This window comes from Mesorhizobium sp. M1078, assembly GCF_040318615.1.
Taxonomy (GTDB): domain Bacteria; phylum Pseudomonadota; class Alphaproteobacteria; order Rhizobiales; family Rhizobiaceae; genus Mesorhizobium.
Genome location: NZ_JAMYMP010000006.1, coordinates 153604 through 179388, shown reverse-complemented (window position 1 = coordinate 179388; position 25785 = coordinate 153604). Strand labels below are relative to the sequence as shown.

General features: G+C 61.9%; 28 protein-coding genes. 18 read left to right on the top strand and 10 right to left on the bottom strand.

Features of this window, described 5'->3' with window-relative positions; genetic code table 11:
* Nucleotides 1–35: 35 nt before the first annotated feature.
* A complete protein-coding gene (locus NKH38_RS11350) occupies nucleotides 36–1094 on the bottom strand; it encodes a DUF1176 domain-containing protein (RefSeq protein WP_352760111.1) in 1059 nt (352 codons plus the stop codon).
* Nucleotides 1095–1219: 125 nt separating this feature from the next.
* Between NKH38_RS11350 and NKH38_RS11345 the strand changes: the two genes are divergently transcribed.
* Entirely contained in the window at nucleotides 1220–1726 is a 507-nt protein-coding gene (locus NKH38_RS11345; RefSeq protein WP_023709324.1) for a DUF1993 domain-containing protein, read from the top strand.
* A 76-nt stretch (nucleotides 1727–1802) separates the two neighbouring features.
* On the opposite strand, the gene NKH38_RS11340 is transcribed toward NKH38_RS11345, so the two are convergent.
* Complete coding sequence (locus tag NKH38_RS11340; protein ID WP_352760108.1) at nucleotides 1803–1967, bottom strand: hypothetical protein; 165 nt, start codon at nucleotides 1965–1967, stop codon at nucleotides 1803–1805.
* A gap of 412 nt (nucleotides 1968–2379) precedes the next feature.
* Here NKH38_RS11340 and NKH38_RS11335 point away from each other — a divergent pair, with 412 nt between their 5' ends.
* The 3 genes from NKH38_RS11335 to NKH38_RS11325 all read left to right on the top strand — a co-directional run bounded on the left by NKH38_RS11335 (nucleotide 2380) and on the right by NKH38_RS11325 (nucleotide 5345).
* Nucleotides 2380–2847: a hypothetical protein gene (locus NKH38_RS11335; protein WP_352760105.1), complete on the top strand. Its 468-nt coding sequence runs from the start codon at nucleotides 2380–2382 to the stop codon at nucleotides 2845–2847.
* Nucleotides 2848–2962: 115 nt separating this feature from the next.
* Nucleotides 2963–4030 (top strand): aldo/keto reductase, encoded by a 1068-nt coding sequence (locus NKH38_RS11330; RefSeq protein WP_352637563.1) that lies wholly within the window; start codon nucleotides 2963–2965, stop codon nucleotides 4028–4030.
* 52 nt (nucleotides 4031–4082) lie between these two features.
* Nucleotides 4083–5345 (top strand): cysteine desulfurase-like protein, encoded by a 1263-nt coding sequence (locus NKH38_RS11325; protein WP_352760102.1) that lies wholly within the window; start codon nucleotides 4083–4085, stop codon nucleotides 5343–5345.
* A gap of 4 nt (nucleotides 5346–5349) precedes the next feature.
* Here NKH38_RS11325 and NKH38_RS11320 read toward each other — a convergent pair whose 3' ends face one another.
* From NKH38_RS11320 to NKH38_RS11300, 5 genes are all read right to left on the bottom strand, one after another.
* On the bottom strand, nucleotides 5350–6378 hold the full coding sequence (locus tag NKH38_RS11320; RefSeq protein ID WP_352760099.1) for a histone deacetylase family protein: 1029 nt from the start codon (nucleotides 6376–6378) through the stop codon (nucleotides 5350–5352).
* Nucleotides 6375–6878 carry a GNAT family N-acetyltransferase gene (locus tag NKH38_RS11315; protein WP_352760097.1) on the bottom strand — a complete coding sequence of 168 codons (504 nt, stop codon included), beginning with the start codon at nucleotides 6876–6878 and terminating at the stop codon, nucleotides 6375–6377. The genes NKH38_RS11320 and NKH38_RS11315 overlap by 4 nt, the downstream gene beginning before the upstream one ends.
* A gap of 209 nt (nucleotides 6879–7087) precedes the next feature.
* On the bottom strand, nucleotides 7088–8017 hold the full coding sequence (gene kce, locus NKH38_RS11310; protein ID WP_352760094.1) for a 3,5-dioxohexanoate:acetyl-CoA acetone transferase: 930 nt from the start codon (nucleotides 8015–8017) through the stop codon (nucleotides 7088–7090).
* Nucleotides 8018–8027: 10 nt separating this feature from the next.
* Nucleotides 8028–9401: an aminotransferase family protein gene (locus NKH38_RS11305; RefSeq protein WP_352760090.1), complete on the bottom strand. Its 1374-nt coding sequence runs from the start codon at nucleotides 9399–9401 to the stop codon at nucleotides 8028–8030.
* Nucleotide 9402: 1 nt separating this feature from the next.
* Nucleotides 9403–11046 carry a N,N-dimethylformamidase beta subunit family domain-containing protein gene (locus NKH38_RS11300; RefSeq protein WP_352760087.1) on the bottom strand — a complete coding sequence of 548 codons (1644 nt, stop codon included), beginning with the start codon at nucleotides 11044–11046 and terminating at the stop codon, nucleotides 9403–9405.
* Between the two features lie 169 nt (nucleotides 11047–11215).
* On the opposite strand from NKH38_RS11300, the gene NKH38_RS11295 reads away from it, so the two are divergent.
* The 6 genes from NKH38_RS11295 (at nucleotide 11216) to NKH38_RS11270 (ending at nucleotide 15527) form a co-directional block, all read left to right on the top strand.
* The gene (locus NKH38_RS11295) at nucleotides 11216–11464 is read left to right on the top strand and encodes a ParB N-terminal domain-containing protein (RefSeq protein WP_023669061.1); all 249 of its coding nucleotides are present in this window, start codon (nucleotides 11216–11218) and stop codon (nucleotides 11462–11464) included.
* A 117-nt stretch (nucleotides 11465–11581) separates the two neighbouring features.
* On the top strand, nucleotides 11582–12538 hold the full coding sequence (locus tag NKH38_RS11290; RefSeq protein WP_023739364.1) for an alpha/beta fold hydrolase: 957 nt from the start codon (nucleotides 11582–11584) through the stop codon (nucleotides 12536–12538).
* Nucleotides 12539–12724: 186 nt separating this feature from the next.
* Entirely contained in the window at nucleotides 12725–13123 is a 399-nt protein-coding gene (locus NKH38_RS11285; protein ID WP_352760248.1) for a GFA family protein, read from the top strand.
* A gap of 117 nt (nucleotides 13124–13240) precedes the next feature.
* Nucleotides 13241–13438 carry a hypothetical protein gene (locus NKH38_RS11280; RefSeq protein WP_023684919.1) on the top strand — a complete coding sequence of 66 codons (198 nt, stop codon included), beginning with the start codon at nucleotides 13241–13243 and terminating at the stop codon, nucleotides 13436–13438.
* Between the two features lie 366 nt (nucleotides 13439–13804).
* A complete protein-coding gene (locus NKH38_RS11275) occupies nucleotides 13805–14869 on the top strand; it encodes a glycoside hydrolase family 25 protein (protein ID WP_352760082.1) in 1065 nt (354 codons plus the stop codon).
* 151 nt (nucleotides 14870–15020) lie between these two features.
* The gene (locus NKH38_RS11270) at nucleotides 15021–15527 is read left to right on the top strand and encodes a DUF2314 domain-containing protein (protein ID WP_023669056.1); all 507 of its coding nucleotides are present in this window, start codon (nucleotides 15021–15023) and stop codon (nucleotides 15525–15527) included.
* Here the strand turns inward: NKH38_RS11270 and NKH38_RS11265 are convergent.
* Entirely contained in the window at nucleotides 15517–16476 is a 960-nt protein-coding gene (locus NKH38_RS11265; RefSeq protein WP_023711463.1) for a LysR family transcriptional regulator, read from the bottom strand. The genes NKH38_RS11270 and NKH38_RS11265 overlap by 11 nt on opposite strands.
* A 103-nt stretch (nucleotides 16477–16579) precedes the next feature.
* Here NKH38_RS11265 and NKH38_RS11260 point away from each other — a divergent pair, with 103 nt between their 5' ends.
* The 3 genes from NKH38_RS11260 to NKH38_RS11250 are packed head-to-tail and all read left to right on the top strand — an operon-like array spanning nucleotide 16580 to nucleotide 18271.
* Nucleotides 16580–16753, top strand: a complete 174-nt coding sequence (locus NKH38_RS11260; protein ID WP_023669054.1) for a hypothetical protein — start codon at nucleotides 16580–16582, stop codon at nucleotides 16751–16753.
* A gap of 28 nt (nucleotides 16754–16781) precedes the next feature.
* Nucleotides 16782–17390 (top strand): class I SAM-dependent DNA methyltransferase, encoded by a 609-nt coding sequence (locus tag NKH38_RS11255; RefSeq protein WP_352760077.1) that lies wholly within the window; start codon nucleotides 16782–16784, stop codon nucleotides 17388–17390.
* Complete coding sequence (locus NKH38_RS11250; RefSeq protein ID WP_352760074.1) at nucleotides 17387–18271, top strand: DMT family transporter; 885 nt, start codon at nucleotides 17387–17389, stop codon at nucleotides 18269–18271. Before NKH38_RS11255 ends, NKH38_RS11250 begins: the two co-directional genes overlap by 4 nt.
* A 20-nt stretch (nucleotides 18272–18291) precedes the next feature.
* Here the strand turns inward: NKH38_RS11250 and NKH38_RS11245 are convergent, their stop codons facing one another.
* Nucleotides 18292–19233 (bottom strand): phosphoribosylaminoimidazolesuccinocarboxamide synthase, encoded by a 942-nt coding sequence (locus NKH38_RS11245; protein ID WP_352518881.1) that lies wholly within the window; start codon nucleotides 19231–19233, stop codon nucleotides 18292–18294.
* Between the two features lie 163 nt (nucleotides 19234–19396).
* Here NKH38_RS11245 and NKH38_RS11240 point away from each other — a divergent pair, with 163 nt between their 5' ends.
* Genes NKH38_RS11240 through NKH38_RS11225 form a run of 5 tightly spaced genes read left to right on the top strand, consistent with a single transcriptional unit; the run spans nucleotide 19397 to nucleotide 21949 of the window.
* Entirely contained in the window at nucleotides 19397–20368 is a 972-nt protein-coding gene (locus NKH38_RS11240) for a DUF3592 domain-containing protein (protein WP_352760072.1), read from the top strand.
* 13 nt (nucleotides 20369–20381) lie between these two features.
* Nucleotides 20382–20669: a hypothetical protein gene (locus NKH38_RS11235; protein ID WP_352760069.1), complete on the top strand. Its 288-nt coding sequence runs from the start codon at nucleotides 20382–20384 to the stop codon at nucleotides 20667–20669.
* Nucleotides 20670–20697: 28 nt separating this feature from the next.
* Entirely contained in the window at nucleotides 20698–21162 is a 465-nt protein-coding gene (locus tag NKH38_RS11230; protein WP_352711981.1) for a DUF488 domain-containing protein, read from the top strand.
* A gap of 30 nt (nucleotides 21163–21192) precedes the next feature.
* Complete coding sequence (locus NKH38_RS33320; RefSeq protein ID WP_502896586.1) at nucleotides 21193–21579, top strand: DUF8758 domain-containing protein; 387 nt, start codon at nucleotides 21193–21195, stop codon at nucleotides 21577–21579.
* Nucleotides 21551–21949 carry a DUF8757 domain-containing protein gene (locus tag NKH38_RS11225; RefSeq protein WP_352760067.1) on the top strand — a complete coding sequence of 133 codons (399 nt, stop codon included), beginning with the start codon at nucleotides 21551–21553 and terminating at the stop codon, nucleotides 21947–21949. Before NKH38_RS33320 ends, NKH38_RS11225 begins: the two co-directional genes overlap by 29 nt.
* A 70-nt stretch (nucleotides 21950–22019) precedes the next feature.
* On the opposite strand, the gene NKH38_RS11220 is transcribed toward NKH38_RS11225, so the two are convergent.
* A complete protein-coding gene (locus NKH38_RS11220) occupies nucleotides 22020–25784 on the bottom strand; it encodes a vitamin B12-dependent ribonucleotide reductase (RefSeq protein ID WP_352760064.1) in 3765 nt (1254 codons plus the stop codon).
* Nucleotide 25785: the final 1 nt, after the last annotated feature.

Here is a 25785-nt window from a genome sequence, read left to right as displayed (position 1 = left end):
GGACTGCTTGAGCGCGGCGGTTCCTGATAAGATCCCTACGGCGCGGTGTTGTAGTCGACCACCGTCTGCGGGTTCTCCTCGCCATCGTAAGACGCGTCCACATCATATTGGACGAGGGAAAAATCGCCGTTACGGAACAGGTATATCCCCTTGTCCGAGGCGTCGCCGATGCCGCGCCATTTGTTGAACGTGGTCAGCGTCTTGGCGTCTTCGTCATATTCGGAATTGGCCGCCCAGCCGGATGTGCGGAAGCCGATGATATCCATGCCCAGCAGTTTGCCGTCGCTGTCATTGTTCTCGTAACGGATATCCATTTCGGGCTCGGTGAACTGCAACTGCCGCACGCCCGATACTTCGTCGGTCATGTAGTAGACCGAACTTGCGTTATAGGCTGCCGCTTGGCAGTAGAACTCGAAAAGCCGCGTTTCCTTGTCGGGATCGCTGGCAGCCGCGTCCTTTGCCTTGTATTTGATCGAAAAGATGTTCGGCTCCTCGCCGAGAAATTGCTTGTCACACTGATCGCCATAATCGGCGGCGAACAGTTTCTTCACCTGCTCGAGTGCGGTGTCCTTCTTCGGCGGCGGCGGCCCGTCACCACAGCTTGGCGGCAGCGCCTCCTCGAAATCGGCCTTGGACGGCTTCAGCGCGCCCTTGTCGATAAAGATCGGGCGGAATGGCGGGGCCTGGATCTGAGCGCTGACCTGGCGCAGCGTGTAACAGCCGGCGAAGACCGCCTCGTTGCCGTCCTTGCCGGTGGCGCGGATGGCGACCGGAACACTGTAGTAGATGCTGCCGGCCGCGCCCTCATCGGAAACGGCGCCGGTTTCGACATCGACCTTGTCGGTGCCGTCATAGCCCTTGACGAATGTGTCGAAATCCTTTGCCGGCTTTGTATCGCCGTAGTAAGCCCAGGCGCGGGCGAATTCGTGCCGGTTGATGGCGCTGTAGAGCGAGCGGATGACGGCTGCGGCATCCGACCTGTCATCGACGTAAGGGGCTTGGTCATCGGCTGCCGGTTCATCGTCGGCGAACACAACCTGGCCGGATGCGGCAAGGGAGCAAAAGGCGGCCGCTGCCAGAAAGACGCGTCTCATCGGAGAATCTCCACCACGGAAGGAGTCTATCATCGAGATTGCGGCGACGTGGTGACGCTTGAAAAATCCTCCGGGAAGGCGCTACGTCCCGCCGTCGGCGCTTCAGCCGCAATGGAGATTTGAACGTGACACTATCAATGTACGAGGCCTCGGTGCCGGTGTTTTCGGCCAGGCTGAAGGCGCTGTCCGGCGTGCTGTCGGCGGCCGAACAGAATGCAACTGAACGCAAGATCGATCCGCAAGTCTTTTTGACCGCAAGGTTGGCGCCCGACATGTACGCGCTGGTCCGGCAGGTGCAGGTCGCCACCGACCACGCCAAGGGCGCGCCGTCGCGGCTGGCCCGCCGCGAAGTGCCGAAATACGAAGACAATGAAGCCACCTTCGCCGACCTTCAGGCGCGCCTTGCCAAGACGCTCGAGCTTTTGGCGTCGTTCTCGGCCGCCGAATTCGATGGCTCGGATGACAGGGTGGTCGAACTGAAATTTGGCCAGCGCGAGGCTTCGATGCCCGGCATGCAGTATTTGCTGCATGTCGCCATGCCCAACTTCTATTTCCACGTGACCACGGCTTACGACATCCTGCGCCACAATGGCGTGCCGCTGACCAAGGGTGCCTATCTCGGGAATCGTTGACGAATTCGGCATTCCGAGGTTTCCCGGTCGCTGCCGGGAAACTTCGTTTGACGCTGGTTCGGCGCCAAGGCCTTGATCAACGCGGTGACATTTCGCGGGCTATGCGCGGGAAGTCGGCCGGCTTGATGCCGATGTCAGCACGGTCGGCATTGCTCATCGAGTGCAGCAAGGCCAGTGCCGAGCGGTAACGCTGATGCTCCTGCGGACGCGGACGAGCAAACATTTCAGTGAAGAACCCCATGATTCGGCCCCTTAGTTATCCTCCACAGCACCGAATATAGGGAAAATATGAAGATTGTGCAGTGCAGCATTTGCATGGCAGCCATGCCAGGCGATTTCTTTTCGGCACAATCAGCTCATTGGCTGAAACTTTTGGCTGATGCAGACCGTATGCATAGACGCTGGCACATGGCCGGCTTTTCCTCGCCACTCCTGGCGAATTTTCCGGGCTGCATGAAAATGCAGTCCGGCTTTTTGTTGAGCTTCCCCTACCATCAAGCGGCCCGCGCAAGGCTGGGGAACGCCTAAACTCGTTAAGATCGGTGGCATTCATTTTTAACGAGCCGGTTCTATGGTGCGAACGGCTCTATTCGCACGCTCATGGCTAAAACGAGGGGGAGGCTGACATCGGCGCCAAGCGGGATTTCGCTTCCTTGCTCGACGATCTGTTCGTCGGCTCCGACAAGGACGAGGGGGGCGACGTGAGTGGCGCGCGGCCGTCGATCCCGTTCGACTATCTGTCGGTGGCTGATGAACTTCATTCCGGCCGCATCAAGGTCTCCGGCGAAACCTTCGCCGCCGAATATCGCGAGGCGGGCGCCGATCTGGCCGCCGAATTCGCCGCCCTTCTCGATCATGCCAAGCTGGCGCTGGCGGGTGAGGAAACAAAGCCCGAAGAAAAGCTGCCGCCGATCGATCCTGACGCGATTGCCGTCGAACTCGGCCTCGATCATCCTGTCAAGAGCGGTGATCTCAGCCGCATGCGCCGCAGCTTCGCCTTCGCCAACCATCCCGACCGTGTCGCGCCGCATCTGCGCCAGCGCGCCATGATCCGCATGCAGGTGGCCAACATGCTGATCGACGAGGCCAAGCGGCGCGCTTTGGCTGGCGTCCGGCGCTGACTTTCCAGGGTTCACGCAAAAGTCGGTCCGCTGAGGGTTGGAGAGCGGCGCCGCTTTCCCTATAGATGCGGCTTCCTTCCCGCGTAGCCGCGCAATTCCCGCCGGAGAAAATTCGATGCATAAACGCCGTCTCGGTCGGACCGATCTTCTTGTGACCCAGATCTGCCTGGGGTCGATGACCTGGGGCGAGCAGAACACCGAGGCCGATGGCCATGCGCAGATGGATCTGGCTTTTGAGCGCGGCGTGAATTTCATCGACACCGCCGAGCTCTACCCGATCCCGCCCAAGGCCGAGACGCAGGGGCGGACGGAGAAGTTCATCGGCAGCTGGATGAAGGCCAAGGGCAACCGCGACAAGGTGATCCTGGCCTCGAAAGTGGTCGGCCGCACCGCCAACCGCTGGTTTCGTGGCGAGCGGCCGTCAAAACTGGTGCGCGCCGACATCTTTGACGCCATCGACAAATCGCTGGCCAAGCTCGGCACCGACTATCTCGACCTCTACCAGATCCACTGGCCGGAGCGCGACATCCCCTGGGGCGCCAACCCGACCCGCGTGGGTGCTGTGCCGCGCCGTGCCGATGCCGTTGGCGCGCCGCCCGGCGAGACGCCGATCGCCGAGACACTCGCAGTCTTCGAGGAGCTGGTGAAGGCGGGAAAGATCCGCCATCTCGGCCTGTCGAACGAAAGCTCCTGGGGCGTCATGCGCTTCATCGCCGAGGCCGACAAGGGCGTCGGCCCGCGCATCGTTTCGCTGCAGAACGCCTACAATCTGGTCAACCGTACGTTCGAGGTGAACCTGGCCGAAGTCTGCGGGCGCGAGGATGTCGGCTTTCTCGCCTATTCGCCGCTGGCGCAGGGCTATCTCACCGGCAAATACGACCATGGCGCACGGCCGCAGGGTTCGCGCTCGCAGCTGTTCAACCGCGGCCAGCGCTACGAGACGCCGAATGCGGCGGAGGCGCAGCTCGCATACAACGAACTGGCGCGTTCCTTCGGCCTTGAACCTGCGCTGTTTGCCAACGCCTATGTCGCCAGCCGGCCTTTCGTCACTTCCAGCATCATCGGCGCGACGACGATTGCCCAGCTTGAGATGGCGCTGTCGTCAGCCGACGTGACCTGGACCGACGAGATGCAGAAGGGCGTGGATGCGATCCACCAGCGCGTCGGCAATCCGTGCCCATAAGCAGACCGTTTGGCCGGGATTGCCGAGCAAAGACAAGGGGAAGGGGACAGCCATGGATTTTCCGATCGAGACCGTCAGGGGAAAATTTCCGGCGCTGGACCTGACCGACAAAGGCCGCCGGCGCATCTATCTCGACAATCCGGCCGGCACGCAGGTGCCGCAAGCGGTTGCCGACGCGGTGGCGCGCTGCCTCCTCACCACCAACGCCAATCTCGGCGGCTATTTCGAAACCACGCTTGCCGCGCAAAAGGTGTTCGACGACGCCCATGCGGCGATGGCCGATTTCCTGGGTGCGGCAAGCGCGGAGGAAATAATCATCGGCGCCAACATGACGACGCTGACCTATCACATGTCGCGCACGCTCGGCCGCGGCTTCAAGCCGGGCGACGAGATCATCGTCACCCGCATGGATCATGAGGGCAACGTCTCGCCCTGGCTGCAGCTGGCCGAAGATCTTGGCCTCGTCGTGCGCTTCCTGCCCTTCGACGAAAAGAGCTGGCAGGTCGAGGAGGCGGCGCTCAGCGCTCTGCTCACCGACAAGACTCGGCTCGTGGCGCTGAACTATGCCTCGAACCTCACCGGCTCGATCAACCGGGTCAAGGCGCTGACGCGAATTGCCAAACAGGCCGGGGCGCTGGTCTATGTCGATGCCGTCCAGTTCGCGCCGCACGGGCTGGTCGACGTGCAGGATCTCGGCTGCGACTTCCTGATCTGCTCGGCCTACAAATTCTTCGGCCCGCATATGGGCATATTGTGGGGACGCCGCGACATCATCGATGCGCTGCAACCCTACAAATGCCGTTGCTCTTCCAATGGCCTGCCGGAGCGCTTCGAACTCGGCACGCCGCAGATCGAACTGATGGCCGGGCTTACCGCGGCGGTCGATTACTTCGCCGAACTCGGTGCTGCGGCCGGCGAGGGCGGTTCGCGAAGGCAAAAGATCGCAAAGGCATACGAAGTGTCGATCGCCTACGAAAACCCGCTGGCGCTGAGGCTGATCGATGGGCTGTCCGCCATTGAGGGCCTGACCATCCGCGGCATCACCGATCAGAAGCGTGTCATTGAGCGCGTGCCGACCGTGTCCTTCACCGTCGACGGCATCGTGCCGGAGACGGTCGTGCGGCAGATGAATGCCGAGAACATTTTTCTATGGTCGGGTCACAACTACGCCTGGGAGATCGTCCACCATCTCGGCATTCCGGCGGAGCAGGGAGTCGTGCGCATCGGTATTGCGCACTACAACACGGCGGCAGAGATCGACGAGACGTTGGAAAGCGTGCACCGGGTGATCGCCATGCTGAGGCAGCAGCGCTAGTCAGCTATCGCTGTTTGCCGCCGAAACCGGTTAGGAACGCCGTGAGATTGTCGCCGAGCGCGTCGCAGAGATAGCCGCCTTCCTGGACGATAATCGTCGGCAGGCCAAGCTTGGCAATTGCCTCGCCGATCCGCGAGAAACCGGGCGTGGTCACCGAAAGCCCGCCGAACGGATCGCCCTCGAACGCATCGAGACCGAGCGCCACGACCAGCGCGTCCGGCGAAAAGGCGCGGATACGCTGGAACGCCACTTCGAGGGCCTCCAGAAACGCCGCGTCCGCTGATTTGCGCGGCAATGGCAGGTTGAAATTATAGCCGAGGCCCGGACCTTCGCCGCGCTCATCGGCATGGCCCCAGAAGAACGGATAGAAGCGCACCGGATCGGCGTGCAGCGACACCGTCAGGACGTCGGAACGCGTATAAAAGATGCCTTGCGTGCCGTTGCCGTGATGCAGGTCGACATCGAGGATCACCACCCGCGTTGCCTGCTTGCGCAACACCTGGGCCGCGACCGCTGAATTGTTGATGAAGCAGAAGCCGCCGGCGACATCGGCAAAGGCATGATGGCCGGGCGGCCGGCAGAGCGCATAAGCGGCAGGCGCGCCCGATATCACCGCTTCGGCTGCCTCGACTGCACTCCAGGCGCTCCACAGCGCGCTGTGCCAGGTTTCGGCCGAGATCGGGCAAGCGGTGTCGGCCATGTGGTAGCCGGCCTGGCCGACCGCCGAGGCCGGATAGGACCCTGTGCGGGCCAGTGGATGGATGTTGGGGATGACTTCCGCGGATGCGCCCTCGATGCGCTGCCAGCGCGCAAAAATGTGTTCGAGGAAGGCGAGATACTCCGGCGTATGCACGGCCGCCACCGGGCCTAGGTCATGTTCCCTGGGCCGCTCGATCATCAATCCGGCGGATTTTGCGCCGGCTAACAATGGCTCTACCCGCTCCGGCTGTTCGGGATTGGGCTGCGGCGCACCGCTGGACAGAAAGGCCTTCGGGTCGTGGCGTTTCTGCTCCTCGGCAAAGAAGGCTTTCATTCCGCGTCCCCGTCCTGCGCTGCATCGGCAAAGGCGAAAAAGGCATCACCGGCGATCTTCTGCGTCTGCTCGTAGCTCGACCAGGCGATACCCAGCCGCTCATAAAAAGCCTTGGCGCCGTCATTGTCGGTGTCGACGGACAGCCTGAGATAGGCGCCGCCATCCCGGCGGCAGTCGCGCGCGACCCGGCGCAGCAGTCTTTCGCCGATCTTGCGGCCGCGAAACCGGTCCTCGACATAGAGGTCCTGGATATAGACGCCGGGCCGCCCCATCCATGTCGAGAAGATCGGGAAATGCAGGCAGAGCCCCGCAAAATCGCCGCCGATCTCGGCGATCAGGGTGGAGAAGGCGGGTTTGTCGCCAAAGCCGTAGCGGCGGAGATCGTCGGCAGTGGACGTGATCTCCTGATGCGCGCCGATATGGGTGCCGAGCTTGAGCAGCGCGGCATGGATGGTGTCGACGTCGTCGATGGTGCCGGAGCGGAGGGTGACTGTACTCACGATAGGCAAGGCGCCCAGGCACCCCCCTCTGTCCTGCCGGACATCTCACCCTCAAGGGGGGAGATTGGCAGCTTTGGCGCTGCCATCCATTTTGCAACGATTGAGATTGGCGAAGGCCGCAGTGACATCCGATCTCCCCCCTTGAGGGGGAGATGGCCGGCAGGCCAGAGGGGGGTGTGCCGGAACGCCATCATCGCAGATCAATCATCTCAAAACGCCACCCTATCGCCACCCTTCAGCGCCAGCATATCGCGCGCCTCGGTCGGCGTTGCGACTTCCAGCGACAACCCGTCGAGAATGGCGCGTATCCTGCGCACCTGATCGGCATTGGATTTCGCCAATTGCCGTCCATCGTAGAGACTGTCCTCCAGCCCGACGCGGACATTGCCGCCCATCGCCGCCGCGATCGAGATCAGGGGCATCTGATGGCGGCCGGCGGCGAGCACCGAGAACTGGTAGCTGTCGCCGAACAGCTTGTCGGCGATGCGCTTCATATGGATGAGATTGTCGGGATCGGCGCCGATGCCGCCGAGAATGCCGAGCACGAACTGGATGAACAGCGGCCCCGACACCAGCCCGCGGTCGCGAAAATGCGCCAGCGAATAGAGATGGCCGACATCGTAGCATTCGAACTCAAAGCGCGTGCCGCAGCCCTTGCCGAGCTTTTCGAGCACGCCTTCCATATCGGCAAAGGTGTTCTTGAAGATGGTGTCGCGCGTGGCTTCGAGCAGCTTTGGTTCCCACTCGTGCTGCCACTCCCTTGGCTTGTCGAGCATCGGGAACAGCGCGAAATTCATCGAGCCCATGTTGAGCGAGCACATTTCCGGCTCGGCCCGCAGTGGTGCCGCCAGCCGCTGGTCGAGCGTCATCAGCGACGAACCGCCGGTGGTGATGTTGATCACCGCATCGGTCGCTTGCTTGATGCGCGGCAGGAACTGCATGAACACCTCAGGATCGGCGGTCGGCCGGCCGTCTTTGGGATCGCGGGCGTGGAGATGCAGGATTGAGGCGCCAGCCTCGGCCGCCGCGATGGCGTCGGTCGCGATCTGGTCCGGCGTCACCGGCAGATAGGGCGACATGGACGGGGTGTGCACCGAGCCAGTGACCGCGCAGGTGATGATGACTTTCCTCGGCGCCATTCTTTAGCCCTCAGCCTTCGACCGGCAGGTCGAGTTCGGCGGCCAGAACTTCCAGCGAATCGCCGATGATGGAAATGATCTCGCCGACCTCTTCAGCCGTGACGATCATCGGCGGCGCCACCATGAAATTGTCGCCGTCGACACCGCCCTTGACCCTGCGGCCGTAGATGATCAGCCCGCGCTCGTAGGCGAGGTCGAGCAGGCGCTGCGTGGCTTTCTTGCCCTGTTCGATCGGCCGTAGAGTTTCGGGATCGGCAACCATCTCGGCGCCGGTGAGCAGGCCTTTGCCTCGGACATCGGCGATGAACGGAAAACGCTTCGCCAGCCCTTTCAGCCCGTCCATCAGCACGTCGCCCATCGCGGCGGCATTGGCGATCAGGTCGAGGCGGTCCATCTCGCCGAGCACGGCGAGCCCGGCCGCGCAGGCGAGCGGATTGCCAGCATAGGTGTGGCCATGCTGGAAGCCGCCCGACGACAGCAGCGGCTCGACCAGCCGCATCGGGGCGGCCAGCGCGCCGAGCGGCGCATAGCCGGAGCCAAGCCCCTTCGACAGCGCGACGATGTCGGGCTTGCAGTTCCAATGGTCGCCGCCAAGGAATTTTCCGGTGCGGCCGGCGCCGCTCATCACTTCATCATGGATGAGCAGGATGCCGTAGCGGTCGCAGATCTCGCGTATACGCGGATAATAGCTGTCCGGTGCGACGAGGGCCGAAGTCGCCGCACCGCCGATCGGCTCCATGATGAAGGCGAGCACGCTGTCCGGGCCCTCGGCCTGGATCTTCTCCTCCAGCATGTCGGCATAGCGGACGCCGCGCTGCTCCATCGAAAGATTGTCGCGGTCGCGCCATGCCGTCGGCGCCGGCACGGTCGGCATCACCCGCATCATCGGTGTGAACGTTTCGGCCAGCGCATCGTCGCCGGTTATCGAAAGCGAACCCAGCGTGCCGCCATGATAGGAGGGAAAACGCGTGATAACCTTCCAGCGCTTCGGCTGGCCGGTCGCGACCGCCCATTGCCGCGCCAGCTTGATGCAGGATTCCGTCGCCTCCGAACCGCCGGAGACGAAGAAGATTCGGTCCATGCCCTCCGGCAGTTTGCCGGCGAGTTCCCGCGCCAGTTCTTCCGCCGGTTCGTTCTCGAAATGCAGCCGGTAGGCGAAGGTGGCGCGGTCCATCTGCCGCTTCATGGCGTCGAGCACGTTGCGGTTGGAATGGCCGATATTGGCGACCATCGGCCCGCTCGATCCGTCGATGAAGCGGCGGCCGTCCTGCGTCCACATATAAATGCCTTCGGCGCGGTCGATCAGCGGCCGCCGCAGGCTGGAGAGGTAGAACAGGTGCGATGGCGCGCGCACTTCTGAACCGGCGGAGGAGGGCTTCTGCATGTCAGGTCTTTCCGAGGTAGCGATCGATTACATTCCTGGTCACGCGCTCGACCATCGGATCCTGCCTGAGCAGGCCGGCCACCCATTCGCAGCTTCCGGCGTGGAAAACCTCGCCCTTGCCGCGCGCGAAATTGACGATCATGCCGTTGCCGCGTTTGACCTTTTCCAGATTGGCGTCGGTCGCTTCGCCAAACAGCGTTTCGGCCGTAAAGCGGCCATCCTCGTCGGTGAGAAACTGGTCCTCGATCGGGATGTCGGCGCTTTCCTCGACCTGGCTCGCCATGCCGACGGCCAGCACCTGCAGCCCGTCAGGCGCACCGCTGTCCGGTGTCGGATAGGGCAGGCCGCCGCGTATCTCGAAATCGAGCCCGTCGACCTCATAGCCATAGACATGGCTGTCGGCGCCGAGCAGGTCGCCATAATAGATGCCGGTGCCGGCAAAGGCCCAGTGCTCGGGTCGATAGACCGGAAAGCCGCGCACGCCGCGCGGTGCGCATCCGCCCCAGCCGGCATAGACGCCGCGCGTCGCGTTGAGGCCGAACGTCATTGCGCCGGGACGACCGATCTCAGGCGCTTCCCAGGAGTTGGTGGCGCGGGTGACGTCGCCGCCTCGGAAGTAGGCTGGGTCTTCGGCGCGCGCCCGGTATTTGTAGCAGACCTGCCGCCGGCCTTCGTCCTCGAGCCTTGTCTGCCACATGAAATTGCCGGCAAAGCGCGCCGCATGGCCGCCGCGCTCGACGTAGCTGTCGACGGCGTCCCGCATCTCCCAGGTCCAGTACTCGTCATGGCCGACGAAGACCACACAGTCATAACCATCGAGGATTTCGGGCGAGAAGTGCAAATCGTGCTGGCTGGCGAGATCGACGCCATAGCCGGCGCGCTCGGCAAAGCGGAAGAAGTGGCTGTCATAGCTCGCCCAGCCGGAGGAGGTGTATTTCTTCGAATGTCCCGTGGCGTACGCCCATTCCATGTGCGGATAGCGCGGCACTGTTTTCGGCGGCACGGCAACCTCCAGCGGCACGCGCGGCGCGTCCTTGGGCAACACCACGAAGCCACGGCACCAAGGCCGCTGCGTCGACACCATGCGCGCATACTGGTCGCGGCCCGCGCCGGTGATGCCCTGATAGGCGTTGGAGCCGCCCCATGTGTTGTAGGACAGCCAGGTGCCGGTCGCCGCCACCTGCAGCACGCGACCGGGTTTGCTGCCGGGCAGGAGCGCGACGATGATGAGGTGGTGGCAAAGGATAGCTTTGCCGTCGCGCCCGTCCGCCGTCAGCGTCAGCCGATAGGCGCCGGATGGCCAATCGTTGCCGATGCGAAATTCGAAAGACGCCTCCCAGCCGCAGCCTTCGACCGAGCACTGGTCGGGCGTATCCTGCCAGCGCGCCGAAAGCCCCGTTTGCTCGAAGACTTTTGTCTCGCTGCCGCCGTCGCGGACAATGACAATGCTGAAGCCCGGCACTGTCGAACTGACATGCAGCGTCACGGTCTCGCCGGCGCGGTAGGAAAAGCGGTTGGAATAACACCAGATCTCGCCGCGCTCGCCGTCCATTCCCGGCCATTCATAGTAATGGCCGCGCACTGCCTCGCGGCGCTGCTCGGGCGTCAGTCCGAAATCGGGAAATTCGGTCGGCAGTTGGGTCATGAACACCGGAAAAGTGACAGGCCGCCATTTCGGCCATCTGCCGGCCAAGCGTCAAATGGAAACGATCGGGCCAGCAATTGCATACGACACAATTGCTTGGCCGCTCTTGGCCGCACCCGGCAAACCGACTATCTCAGGCGAGGCGGCATTTTCCGCCTCGGGAGCCGGTATGCTGAGAGTGCAGAAGGTCAAGGTCGACGAAATCTACGTGCCGACGGCGCGCAAGAAGACGCTTCATCCCGAAACGGTCCGGCATCTGGCCGAAGACATACTGGAAAACGGCATGAAGACGCCGATCCAGGTTCGCCATGACGGCAAGCGCCACATCCTGGTCGAGGGCCTGCACCGGCTGGAAGCCGCCAAATGGCTCGGCGAGACCGAGATCGACGCCTATCTGGTGCAGGCCAAGCGCCACTGAGGCGCGCGACCCGATCGACAACAGCCAAACCGGTCATTCCTCGGCGGATTTTTTCGCAGGGCATGTCGGCACGCGGCGTGCTTGCTCGTCCTTAGGGCGGAACCCGAGGAGACCGACATGTCCAGACCAATCTATTTCGCCATTCTTGCCTCGGTCGCTGCCTTGTTCGTAGCGCCCGGCCCAGCCAATGCAGAGGAGACGAAGCCCGCCATGACCACCGAAGCAACAGCCATGCCGAAGCCGGAAAAGTCCGGCCTACTGCCGATCGACGGCCTGAATTACTATTATGCCGTCTACGGCAAGGGCGAACCGCTGCTTCTGCTGCATGGCGGCCTTGGCACGTCGGACATGTTCGCGCCGCTGCTGCCGAAGCTGGCGGAAAACCGCACCATCATTGCCGTTGACCTGCAGGGCCATGGCCGCACCGCGCTCGGCGAGCGACCCTTCAGCCTGGAGGGGATGGGCGACGACATGGCTGGTATCGTCAAGGCGCTCGGCTATGACAAGGTCGACGTGCTTGGCTATTCGCTGGGCGGCGGCGTCGCCTTCCGTATGGCCGTTCAGCATCCCGAGACGGTGCGCCGGCTGGTCCTGGTCTCGACCGGCTTCGCCGCCAATGGCTTCTATGACGAGATGCGCGGCCAGCAGGCGCAGGTGAGCGCGGCCGCCGCCGATTTCATGAAGGACACGCCGATGTACAAATCCTACGTCGCCGTCGCCCCACGTCCCGACGATTTCCCTAAACTGCTCGATGCGCTGGGCAATTTCATGCGCAAGGATTACGACTATTCCGCCGATGTGGCGAAGCTGAAGATGCCAGTTATGCTGGCCTATGGCGACAGCGACATGTACAAGCCCGAGCACGAGATCAAGTTCTACCAGATGCTCGGCGGCGGGCTGAAGGATGCCGGCTGGATGCGTGAGAACCTGTCGCAGAACCGGCTGGCCATCATTCCCAACCGCACCCACTACGACGTCTTCTTCGCACCGGAACTGACGGCCGCGGCACTGCCCTTCCTCAATGGCGAAACCAAGGTGAAGACCTGGGACGAAGTCCTCAGCGAAACGAAATAGCTTGCCTGAAATGCATGCCGGCCGTCTCGAAGAGGCGGCCGGCTTTTTTGGCCTGCGAAACCACGGAGCCTTGGCGCAGCGATTGGTCGTATCAGCGCAATCGATGGCGCCATCAGGGCTTTTCAATTGACCGAAAGGTACCTGTCGATATCTTTCAAGAGACCTTCAGTGCGATGGGTTCGAATGATGACGAAATACCAGGGCGGATGCCATTGCGGGGCAGTGCGCTACGGCACCGAGGCGGCGCCGCTCAACCAGCGCGTCTGCCATTGCCGGCGCTGCCAGAAGGTGATCGGCGCGGCCTTCAACGCCCGCCTTTTGTTTCGCATCGACGATGTCACCGTCGAGGGGCATGTGGCGACGGTCAACACCTCTCCGGACCTCAAGCGCGGCTTTTGCGCCGCTTGCGGCACCACGCTGTTTTCCCGACGCGACTCCGCCGGCATTGTCGGCATCACCACCGGCTCGCTCGACGATCCCTCGCTGTTCAAGCCGGAAATGCATATGTGGACCGCCTCGAAGCAGCCCTGGCTGCGGCTCGATGACGGTCTGCCGCACTATGAAGGCGCGCCGCCTCCGAACTGACGCTGCCCTACCGGAAATTAATCCCGAAACCACGACATAGCCGGCAAAGCGTCATTGGCGGGCCATGATTGGCTGCCTATCTATCGGCTGCGGGCCCGGTATTCGAGGAGACGACCGATGAGCGACAGAATCAACACCCTGGATGAGCTTTTGAGCGATCCGATGGTCCTCCTGGTGATGGAGCGTGACCGCGTGCGCCCCGAACAGGTTCGCCTGCTGCTCGAACGTGCCCGCCGCCCGGCCGCCGACGAACCGTCGGTGCCGCCGGCGCATGTGGTGGCCAAGACCTGTTTGCAGCAATGGCTGGGAAGGTAAGGCTATGATCCTTCGTCATCCTCGGGCTTGACCTGGCTTGACCCGAGGATCCACGCCGTGACGTCGGCCGAAGTATGTCGCGGTCGAGAATGGCTTCCTTGCTCGACCCGTTTCGCCCAAACTCAATCTTGAACCGTCTTCATGCCATGGATGTAACGGCATGGATTTCCAGGGTCTGCGCGACGTCGCTTCGCGACTGCTTCGCCCTAGAATGACGAAGGTAGGTTATGGCCGCCGAACATACCCCGGCCAATTCCTAACAACTTGATTCAAACTTTGTTGGTAATTTCTCGTTAGTAATCGAGGCCGGTTTGTCCGGCGGCGTCTGTTTGCCTTCGGTCTGTTGTGTTTTGCGTACAGGTCCAGATGCGGATTTCAGGCGTCGTCAGTTTCATGTTGGCATCGCTGTGGCTTGCCGGCTGTTCGTCCACAGCGGGCGTCGATGGCTTGCAGCCGTCGAACGAGACGACCAGTTCGGTCGTGCGTCCGAGCGCGCCGGTCACCGCGGCTCCGGCGGGGACCGCCGACCTCGCGCCGATGCGGTCCGACATGGTGGCCGACAACGCTGTGGCCGACAATGCGCCGCCCTTTTCCATGGTCGAGGAAGAAGAGGCCATCGTCGCGGGCACGCCGCAGGGGAGCACCAGACCACAGCTCGAGCCCGCCGCTCTGATGTCTGCGCCGAAGCGGTTGACGCGCGCGGCGCCGGCCATGCTGGCCTCGCCGGTCACCCGCTACGGTTTCCGCGACGCCAAGCCGATCAATTTCGGCAAGGCTTCGCCACGCTACCTTGCCGTCCACGGCGTCGACGTCTCGCGCTGGCAGGGCAATGTCAACTGGGGCAAGCTGCGTGCCCAGGGCGCCAACTTCGCCTATATCAAGGCGACCGATGGCGGCGACCATCTCGACCCGATGTTCATGAAGAACTGGCGCAATGCCGACGCCGCCGGGCTGAAGCGCGGCGCCTATCATTTCTTCTACTGGTGCCGCACCGCGGGCGAGCAGGCCGACTGGTTCATCCGCAATGTGCCGAGGGTCGAAGGCGCGCTGCCACCGGTAATCGATGTCGAGTGGAACGGCGAATCTTCCTGCAAGCGGCGGCCGTCGCGGGCCACCGTGCTGGAAAAGATGAAGGTGTTCATGGACAAGCTGGAGCGCCATTACGGCCAGCGGCCCATCATCTACACCGCACCGGATTTCTATCGCGACAATCTCAGGGGTGCGTTTCTCGATTATCCGTTCTGGCTGCGCGCCGTGGCGCGGCATCCCTCAAAAGTCTATCCCGGCCGCAAATGGCTGTTCTGGCAGTACTCCGGCTCCGGCCTGTCGCACGGCGTGACCGGCCGCATCGACCTCAACGTCTTCCATGGCGACGAGCGCGCCTGGCGGGCATGGGCAGGCGGGCAGACGACCGTCGCCGACGCCGACTGAACGTCAGGCCGGTGCCGGTGCGCCTGCGCTGCCTGCCGCTGCGCCTTGGGTTGAATTTTCAGCGTCTCGCTAACGATCCGCTCACTCTGTCCTTTAGCGGTATCGCAACAGCCTTCCGGTAACGTGCCCGTGATCGGGTTTCGGAGGGTCCATGCGCAACCCAGTTGTGGCTGTCGCTCTTGCCGCCGCCGTCGGCTACGGGTTTTTCAGCTCGCTCGGCCACATGCCGGGCGGAAGTGGCACTTCGCTGGCCGAGTCGAAGCAGAACGTCGTGTCCTATTCCACCGAGGACAAGGCGATGCAGGCCGCCAAGGACAGCGGCCGCTCGACCCTCAAGCGCTTCCACGAACTGATGGACGCCGGCACACCCGGCACCTACACGGTAAAATTCCCGCTGACCCAGAACGGCGCCACCGAGCATATCTGGCTGCAGCTGGTCGGCTACAGCGACGGCTCCTATATCGGCCTGCTCGCCGACGTCCCGGTCAATGGCAACAAGTACAAGATGGGCGACAGGATGACGGTGACCGAGGCCGACGTCGAGGACTGGATGATCAAGAACGGCAAGGTGATCTATGGCGGCTACACCACGCGCCAGGCGCTTGCGGATATGCCGAAGGAACAGGTTGCAAGATACGGGTTGACCTTCAAGGACTGAGGGTTGAGGCGGGGGCGAGTTTTATCGCGGTGCCTAGAGGGCTGTCGCGCTTTTCGCGTTCGCGTATCTCTGCCGTCTGCGCCAGCACCCAGTCGCGAAACACCTTGATTTTGGGCGCGTTGCGGCGGCTCTCCAGATGCACCAGCCAATAGCCGTCGCCGTCCGATCCAAGCACGCCGAATGGCTGTATCAACTGGCCCTTTTCCAACAGGGCGCTGTAAAGGTTTTTGGTCAGGATCGCGGCGCCCTTGTCGGTCAGCGCCGCCATCGCATCATAGGCCTGCGTACCCAGTTTCGGGCCAGCGATGACGCGATCGGGCTCGAACGGCACGCCGGCAGCCTTGAACCAGATTTCCCACCAGGGATCGTCGGCACAGCATAGCGGCAGTTGGTAGAGATCCTCGGGGCGGTGGATGCCGCCGACGCTTTCGGCGAGTCTCGGGCTGAGCATCGGCGTATAGTCCGCCTTGAACAGATAGTGAGCCGTCAGGCCCGGCCATTTTCCACTGCCGGTGCGAATGCCGACATCCATGTCGCCGCGCGTGAAATCGACCAGCCCGTGCGATGTATTCACCTTCACGGCAAGATCGGGATGCATCAGCTGGAATGTTCCAAGCCATACGGCCAGCCAGTTCGATGCGAAGGTTTCCATGGTCGTCACCGACAGCACGCCGGTCGCTCCACCCTTGGTGGCGACCCATGCGTCGGCCAGGGTCGAGAACGCGCCTGTTGCGTGCGGCGCCAGCTGCTGTCCGGCCTCGGTCAGCGCGATCTGCCTTGTTTTTCTTATGAAAAGCGGCGTTCCGGCACGTTCTTCCAGCACCTTTATCTGATAGCTGGCAGCTGATTGGGTCATGCCGAGTTCTTCGGCTGCCTTGGTGAAACTGCCCAGCCGGGCCGCGGCTTCAAAGACCCTGATGGCTCCTAATGGTGGTAGTTCCCAGCTCATGACGCATCAATCCTGCTGATGCATACTACGCGACGTTCGATTGGAAACCAAGCCCGGAAAACGGCATGCTGCATTCATCGGATCAAACCCTGAGGATACGGCAATGACCACCACCATCGCTCTCTACAACACGCTTCGCCGCCCGGTGCTCGACCTCTTCACCGCGCCGTTCAGGCCTCGCAAGCGCGGCCTGCTCGACCGCCGCTCGCTGTCGGATCATTTCCTCAGGGATATCGGTATGCTTGACGGACGCGTGCCTCCCGGCACCATTGGCTAAGCAAGCTCTTTGACCAGGGGAGGGAAAGATGACTGTGCCATCCGAGGATCTGGCGAAGAGCCGCCAAACGATCAACGCCTATGAGGACTATGCCGAACGCTACGACGCTCTGGTGCGGCACGTTCCGAACCAAAGAGAACAGAAATGGCTGAAGCGCCTGGTGAAGATCGCCGGCAAAGGTGGCCGGATTCTGGAAGTCGGTTCGGGGCCCGGATACGATGCGGACTTCGTCGAAGGGCTCGGTGTCCAGGTTCGGCGCACAGACGCAACGAAGCGGTTTCTCGAGTTGCAGGCCGCACGCGGCAAGCATGGTGAGTTTCTCGATCTCATCACCGACGATCTCGGCGGCCCCTACGACGCGGTGCTCGCATTGTGCGTCCTGATCCACGTGCCGCGCGAGCAGGCCGACCAGATGCTTGCCAAGATTGCCGGGTCGCTGCGGCCGGGCGGCGCCTTCCTCGTCTCGATGCGCATTGGCGATGGCGAGAAGAGCGGCGAATATCATACGGTCTACTGGCGCAGGGACGACTTCGCGGCCCGACTCGAAAACGCCGGGCTGGTTCTTGTCGGAGACGAATTCAACGTCGGCCGCGATCGCGAAGAGTGGACCACCTTTCTGGCTGTGAGGCCGTCATGACGCGCCGCGGACTGTTTTTGTTCGTGCTGCTCAGCCTCCTGTGGGGCATTCCCTATTTGTTGATCAAGCTGGCGGTTGCCGAGGTGTCGGTGCCCTTCCTGGTCTTTGCCCGAACAGCCGTCGGCGCCCTGGCGCTGCTACCCTTCGTCCTTGTCCAGCGCAGTTTCGGATGGCTGAAGACACATTGGCGGGCGGTCGCCGCATTCTGTCTGGTCGAGATGATCCTGCCATGGGGGCTGATCACCCATGGCGAAGTCAGCATCGACAGTTCCACCGCCGGACTGCTGATTGCCATGACGCCGGCCGTAACCGTCGCGCTCTCAAAGCTGATGGGCTCGGATGAGCGGCTGGGGATACGCCGCTGGACCGGCCTTTTCCTCGGTTTTGCCGGTGTTTTCGTGCTGGCGCTGCCGACCTTGGGTGGCGGATTTCTCGCGGTCGTCGAGATTCTCATGGCAGCGGCCTGCTATGCCTCGGGTTCGATCGTCGCGTCGCGCTGGCTGAACGATGTGCCGGCTACCTCGCTGACGGCAGTCTGTCTGGCAGGGGCCGCGCTGATCTACGCCGTGCCGGCGGCGTTGGCCTGGCCGGCGGCCATGCCGTCGACAACGGTGGTTGGCGCAATCCTCGGTCTTGGCGTGTTTTGCACGGCGATTGCCTTCGCCACCTACTTCTTGCTGGTGCGGGAGATCGGCCCCGAACGGGCGGTCGTCATCACCTATGTGGCGCCCGCCGTCTCCGTGGCAGCCGGCGTGCTCGTCCTTTCGGAGCCGCTCGATATCGGCATTGTCGCGGCCTTCGCGCTCATCCTGTGCGGATCATATCTCGGCACGTGGCGCGCTCCGCCAGAACCGTCCGCGTCCGCGACCTCGGCAAGTTGACCGGCGGCCGCCAGCCGCCGTCAGAAATAAGGTCGCAGGTTCTCGCGAATGCGGTCCAGCACCGTCTTTCCCGAGATATCGGCGGTGAAGGTCTTGCCGGTGATGGTCTCAAAGGCCTGCGTATAGACACGCGATGTCTGCTCGATGAGCTCGGCGGGGATTTTCGGAATACGATCCTTGTAGGGATCGCAGCGCGCGGTCACCCAGGCGCGAATAAAGTCCTTGTCGAAGCTTTGCGGCCGCTCGCCCGCCTTGAAGCGCTCTTCATAGCTTGCCGCAAGCCAGTAGCGGCTGCTATCGGGCGTATGGATTTCATCGGCAAGGACGATGGCGCCATCCTTGTCCGTGCCGAACTCGTATTTGGTGTCGACCAGGATCAGGCCGCGCTTGGCGGCCAACGCCTTGCCGCGCGCAAACAGCGCCAGCGCATAGCGCGAGACTGTGTCCCATTGCTCTTCCGACAGCAGGCCGCGCGTCAGGATCTCGTCGCGCGTCAAGGGCTCGTCATGGCCGCCATCGAGCGCCTTGCTGGTCGGCGTGATGATGGCCTGCGGCAGCTTCTCATTGTCGCGCAGTCCGTCCGGCAGGCGGATGCCGTACATATCGCGTTCGCCGTTCTTGTATTTCGTCAGCACCGAAGTGCTGGTGGTGCCGGCGAGATAGTCGCGAACGACGATTTCCACCGGCAGAATGTCGAGCCTGGTGCCGACGACGACATTGGGGTCGGGATAATCGAGCACATGGTTGGGGCAGATGTCCGCCGTTTCCTCGAACCAGTAGCGCGCCGTCTGCGTCAGCAGCTCTCCCTTGAGCGGTATTGCGGTCAGGATCACATCGAAGGCGCTCAGCCGGTCGGTGGCGATGATGATGCGGCGGCCATCCGGCAGATCGTAATTCTCGCGGACCTTGCCTTTGTAGTGGTTCGGGAGTTCCGGAATGAAGGCATCCGAGAGAACGCGCAGTGCTGTCATCCTGGTCTCATGGCTCCTAACAGTTTGGGCGACTCTTAACAAAGTTGAGGGGGCTTCGATACCCGAGGAAGGGCGGTTCGTCCTTTGCGAATAATCAAGACATTGCCTTCGCCGTGCTATCTATTTGCAGCTTCCGGCACTCCTGGGGGACGCGGTGGACGTAGAGCTCAAATTTCTGATTGTCGGATTTGCCTGCGCGATCGCGGGCGGTCTGTCGTTCATCACCTTCGTCAAATGGCGCGAGGTGCAGGCGATGAGCCACTGGCTGCCGGCGCCGGGCAAGATCATCTCGTCGCGCGTCGAGGCGCGCGAAGTCAGAAGGTCGGGCGTCGGCTCGGACAGCAGCGACACCACCGAGATGCGCAATTTTCCGGCGATCACCTTCGAATACAAGGTCGGTAAAAAGAAATTTCAAAGCTCGCGCTACAGCGTGAAGGAGAATCTGGGGAATTTCGAAGTCACCGAAACCCTGGCGCAGTTTCCCACCGGCGCTGAAGTGACCGTCTTCTACAATCCGGCCGATCCGGGCAAGGCCGTGATCGAACGCACCCTGCCGGACGGCGCCTTCAAGTTCATGGTCAAGCTCTCGGCCGGGCTGGTGATCGGCACGGTGGTGCTGGTGTTTTCGCTCGGTGGCGTGCTGGAGGCGATCCGGCCGCACCTGCCCAAGCCGCAGAACCTCGGCGCCGGAGCGCTGCTGCTGTTCATGGGCCTGATGATCCTGCGCATGGCCTTCGTCCAGAAGTCGCTTGCCGAGCAGGCGGCAAAATGGCGGGTCGCGCCCGGCCGCATCGATTCCTCGGGCCTGCAGACGCTGCGAAACTACAGCAGCCACCGACGCTGGAGCACCGTCTTCAAATCCCGCATCGTGTACAGCTACGGCGTCGCAGGCCAGCACTACACCTCAGACCGCGTCACCTTCGGCGCCACGGTCACCGCTTCAATGCCCGGCCTCGTCAGCGGCCAGGCGCGCAGCTATGCCGAGGGCAGCAAGGTCGACGTGCGTTACGACCCGGCCAACCCGGCCTCGGCAGTGCTCGAATGCAGGGTGCGCGGGCTTTGGCTGCTGTGGGTCTGTTCGGCCGCGTTTCTGGGCGGCGCGGCGTGGCTGGTCGGCTTTATCTGAGGCGCCCACTTTCATGACAAGACATCCAATGATCGTCCGCAGGCTGGCCGTCGTTTTCCTGGCTCTGCTCGGCGCCGTGCAGGCAGCGAGCGCAAAGGAATGTCTGCTCAGCCATGCCACCTACCGCGAGCCGCGTTCGGGCGCGGTGATGCAATTCCGGCCGCTGAACAATGAGCCGGCGGCACTGGCGGCCGAAGTGTTTTCGGTGACCGTGCCCAACACCGAGAAGGCCGCGCCGAAATCGGGCAGCAACAAATGGTTGATCGTGCGTCACGCTTCGGACAAGTTTGATCGCCTATGACCACTACAACAGACAATGAGATGTACCAATGGCGCTGCTGACGATTGGCTATGAAGGTTCTGAAATTGACGACTTCGTATCCGTACTGAAGGCGGCGAAGGTCGAATTGCTTGTCGACGTGAGAGATCTACCTTTGTCGAGAAAACCAGGCTTCTCCAAAAATTCGCTCAGGAACCATCTCGAAAACTCTTCGATCGACTATAGGCACACAAAAATCCTTGGTGACCCCAGAGAGGGGCGGTTGGCTGCTCGGAGCGGTGATCGTCCGCGGTTTGAACGCATCTTCAGAAACCATATCGCAAATGAGGCAGCCGGGAAAATTATCCGTGAATTAGCACTGCAGGCGGAGACAAAGAACATTTGTTTAATGTGTTTTGAAAGGGATCACAAAGACTGCCATCGATCGATTATTTGTGAAGAGATATTGAAAGTTAAGAAGAGTTCAATTAAAAATATTGGTGTTCCGAAGGGCTTTCGTCTAAAGGCTGCGTGATTGACATCTCTCTCTCGGCGTGACTCTGCAGTGATTTTGGTAAAGGCAGCGCCACGAGTTGGAGAAACTCACGGCGAGCTGGTCTGTTGTGCAGGGCTAGATTTCAGCGGTAACTGGATTCGGCTATATCCAGTAGCTTTCCGGACGCTAGAAGATGCTCAGAAGTTCGGTCGGTGGGATACCATTGAGTACGGCTGGAGCCTTCCTAAAGGCGACCAAAGAAGAGAGAGCCGAAGGCTAGAGCATAAATCTCTCGTAATAACAGGCAGTTTGTCCGAAAAATCACGGGCTCAATTCTTAGCGCGGCATGTCGTTCCTAGCCTCAACACTGAACTGGAGGAAGGTCGAAGTCTGGCGCTTGTTCGACCGAAGAATGCTGAATTCGTGATTGAAAAAAAAAGATCGCGCTACATTTGAGGACGAGAAAGCGCGATTTCGTATGTGGCATGACCAGGAGGCTAATAGCCTGTTTGGATTTCTGGATAAGAGCTTAGTTCCGTATGAGCCGGCTCCATTTCTTTTCAAATATAAATACGAAACGATGGACGGGTTGCGGGAAGGAACTTGTCAGGATTGGGAGATAGAAGCCACTTTTCTCAAGTGGCAACGGCTCTATGGCGAGACCGACACGCTTCAAAAGATGACCGAAAGATTTGGGGTTGAGTACTCGAGAAAAGGTTTTGTTCTCGCGATGGGTACTCACAAAGCCTATCCGCAATGGCTAATTAATGGCGTGATCCGGCTCGACCACGGAGTTGAGAACGAAATCCAACAATCGCTTTTTTAAAGGCCTATACGAAATCGGCCCGATCTTGCGACCGGGCCGATGATGTTGCGTTTTAGCGCTAGGACTTTCCTCAGCTGCACCCGCTCGTCGATCCACAAGTATCGCACTTCTCGCAGGTTCCGTTCCGCACCATGGTGAAGTTGTGGCATTCCGAGCATTCGTTGCCGGTGTAGCCTTGCATCAAGGATTGCTGACGCCGCGTAGAGGCAAGCGCCTTTGCCTCGGCCGCTTCTTTCGCTGCTTCGTCGGTGAACAACCCGGTGGGGTCGGCAGCCTCCTCGGAAACAATATCTTCGACCAATTCCTTGGCTCGCTCCTCATAGTCGCGCTTGTAGGCGATGGCTTCGTCGCTTGCTGGTTTAAGCGCCAACACGTTGGAGCCTGAGAACGCAGTTGGAGTGACCCGGGCAGGGGCCGCGGCAGGTGATCCAGCAAAGCCCTTGGGTTCGCCACCTAAGCCCGACACCAACTTCACTGGTGACGCGCCGCGGGTAAGGCCCTTCGAGAACGGCGTCGCCTTGCCTTCGTTGATGCCGCGTCCGAGCGCCGTCTTGTCGAAATCCGACTGGTCGACATGGGCGAGGTCGTGGCGGCCGAGGTAGGACACAGCGAGCTCGCGGAACACATAGTCGAGGATCGACGTCGCATTCTTGATGGCGTCATTGCCCTGCACCATGCCGGCCGGCTCGAACTTGGTGAAGGTGAAGGCCTCGACAAATTCCTCGAGCGGCACGCCATATTGCAAGCCGAGCGAAATGGCGATGGCGAAGTTGTTCATCATCGCCCGGAATGCAGCGCCTTCCTTGTGCATGTCTATGAAGATCTCGCCGATGCGGCCGTCATCGAATTCGCCCGTGCGCAGGTAGACCTTGTGGCCGCCGACGACCGCTTTCTGGGTGTATCCCTTGCGGCGGTTCGGCAGTTTTTCACGATCGCGATAGAGACGTTCGATGACGCGTTCGACGATCTTCTCGGTCACTTGCACGGCGCGCTGTGAAGCGGGCGCAGCGATCAGCTGCTCGACCGCGTCGTCCTCGTCATCCTCGCTGTCGGCGAGCAGCGACGAATTGAGCGGCTGCGACAGCTTTGAGCCGTCGCGATAGAGCGCGTTGGCCTTCAGCGCCAGCTTCCACGACAGCATGTAAGCGCCCTTGGCGTCTTCCACCGTCGCATCGTTGGGCATGTTGATGGTCTTGGAGATGGCGCCGGAGATGAAGGGCTGTGCCGCCGCCATCATCTGGATGTGGCTGTTGATGGACAGCGAGCGCTTGCCGATCTTGCCGCACGGGCTGGCGCAGTCGAACACCGCGAGATGCTCGGCCTTGAGGAAGGGCGCGCCTTCCAGCGTCATCGCACCGCAGACATGGATGTTGGCGGCCTCGATGTCCTTCCTGGAGAAGCCCAGCGCCGGCAGCATCTCGAACGAGAAGTCGTTGAGCTGCTCATCGGTGAAGCCGAACGTCTCCTTCACCCAGTCGGCGCCGAGCGTCCACTGGTTGAAGACGAACTTGATGTCGAAGGCCGACTTCAGTGCTGCGTTAAGCGCCGCGATCTTGTCGTCGGTGAAGCCCTTCGCCTTGAGCGAGCCGGGGTTGACCGCCGGCGCCTGGTTCATGTTGCCGTGACCGACCGCATAGGCCTCGATCTCGGCGATCTGGCTTTCTGAGTAACCCAGTGTGCGCAGCGCTTCCGGCACGGCGCGGTTGATGATCTTGAAATAGCCGCCGCCGGCGAGCTTCTTGAACTTCACCAGCGCGAAGTCGGGCTCGATGCCGGTGGTATCGCAATCCATGACCAGGCCGATCGTGCCGGTCGGCGCAATCACGGTCGCCTGCGCGTTGCGGTAGCCATGCTCCTCGCCGAGTTCGATGGCGCGGTCCCAGGCAGCCTTGGCGTGCGCGGCCAGTTCCTGCTGCTTCAGGTCGGACGCGACCAGCGGCACCGGATTGACGGCGAGCTTCTCGTAGCCCTGCTTTTCGCCATAGGCGGCACGGCGATGGTTGCGCATGACGCGCAGCATGTTCTGCGCATTGCGGTCGTAATCGGCGAAGGCGCCGAGCTCGCCGGCCATCTCGGCCGAGGTGGCATAGGCAGTGCCGGTCATGATGGCGGTGAGCGCTGCGCAGATGGCGCGGCCCTCGTCGGAGTCATAGGGGATGCCGGACGTCATCAGCAGGCCGCCAATGTTGGCATAGCCGAGGCCGAGCGTGCGGTATTCGTAGGACTGCTTGGCGATCTCCTTCGACGGGAACTGCGCCATCATCACCGAGATTTCGAGGACGACGGTCCACAGCCGCACCGTGTGCTCATAGGCGGCGATGTCGATCGTGCCGTCGGCATTGCGGTAAGGCAGCAGGTTGATCGAGGCCAGGTTGCAGGCCGTGTCGTCGAGGAACATGTATTCCGAGCACGGATTGGAGGCCCGGATCGCACCGGCCGAAGCGCAGGTGTGCCAGTCGTTCATCGTCGTGTTGAAATGCAGTCCCGGGTCAGCGGACGCCCAGGCGGCGTAGCCGATCTTTTCCCAGAGGTCGCGTGCCTTCAGCGTCTTCAGCACCTTGCCGTCCTTGCGGGCGGTCAGATGCCAGTCGGCATCGTTCTCGACGGCGCGCAGGAAATTGTCCTTCAGCGACACCGAATTGTTCGAGTTCTGGCCCGAGACCGTGAGGTAGGCATCGGAATCCCAGTCGGTGTCGTAGGTCTTGAACGACATCGAGGTGTAGCCCTGCTTGGCGAACTGGATGACGCGATAGATGTAGTTCTCCGGCACCGCCGACTTCTTGGCCGCCTTGATCTCGCGCTTCAGCGCGGTGTTGATCGACGGGTCGAAGCAATCGTCATCATGGCCTTCGCAATTGATGCAGGCCTTCATGATCGCTTCGAGATGTTTTTTCACGATCTTGGAGCCGGTGACCAGCGACGCCACCTTCTGCTCTTCATTGACCTTCCAGTCGATGAATTCCTCGATATCGGGATGGTCGGCGTCGACAATGACCATCTTGGCCGCACGACGCGTGGTGCCGCCCGACTTGATGGCGCCCGCCGCGCGGTCGCCGATCTTGAGGAAGCTCATCAGGCCGGACGAACGGCCGCCGCCCGACAGCTTTTCGCCTTCGCCGCGCAGCATCGAGAAATTGGAGCCGGTGCCCGAGCCATATTTGAACAGACGCGCTTCACGCACCCACAGGTCCATGATGCCGCCTTCGTTGACGAGATCGTCCTGCACGCCCTGGATGAAGCAGGCATGCGGCTGCGGATGCTCGTAGGAGGACTTCGACTTGGTCAGCTTGCCGGTGAACGGGTCGACATAATAGTGGCCCTGGCTCGGGCCATCGATGCCGTAGGCCCAGTGCAGGCCGGTATTGAACCATTGCGGCGAGTTCGGCGCAACGCGCTGGGTGGCGAGCATATAGGCGAGTTCGTCGCGGAAGGCGCTGGCGTCTTCTTCCGACTTGAAGTAGCCGCCCTTGTAGCCCCAATAGGTCCAGGTGCCGGCCAGCCGGTCGAAGACCTGGCGGGCGTCGATTTCGGAACCGTAGCGCTCGGCTTCCGGCAGCTTGGCAAGCTCGGCCTCGTCGGCGACGGAGCGCCACAGGAAGGAGGGGACGCCGTTCTCCTCGACCTTCTTCAGGCGCGCGGGCACGCCGGCCTTGCGGAAATACTTCTGCGCCAGGATGTCGGCGGCAACCTGCGAGAACTGCGCCGGCACATCGATATTGTCCAAGCGGAACACCACCGAGCCGTCCGGATTCTTGATCTCCGAAAGCGCCTTGCGGAATTCGATCTCCGCGTAAGCTGATTGGCCTGGCTTGGTGAAACGACGCTCGATGCGCATT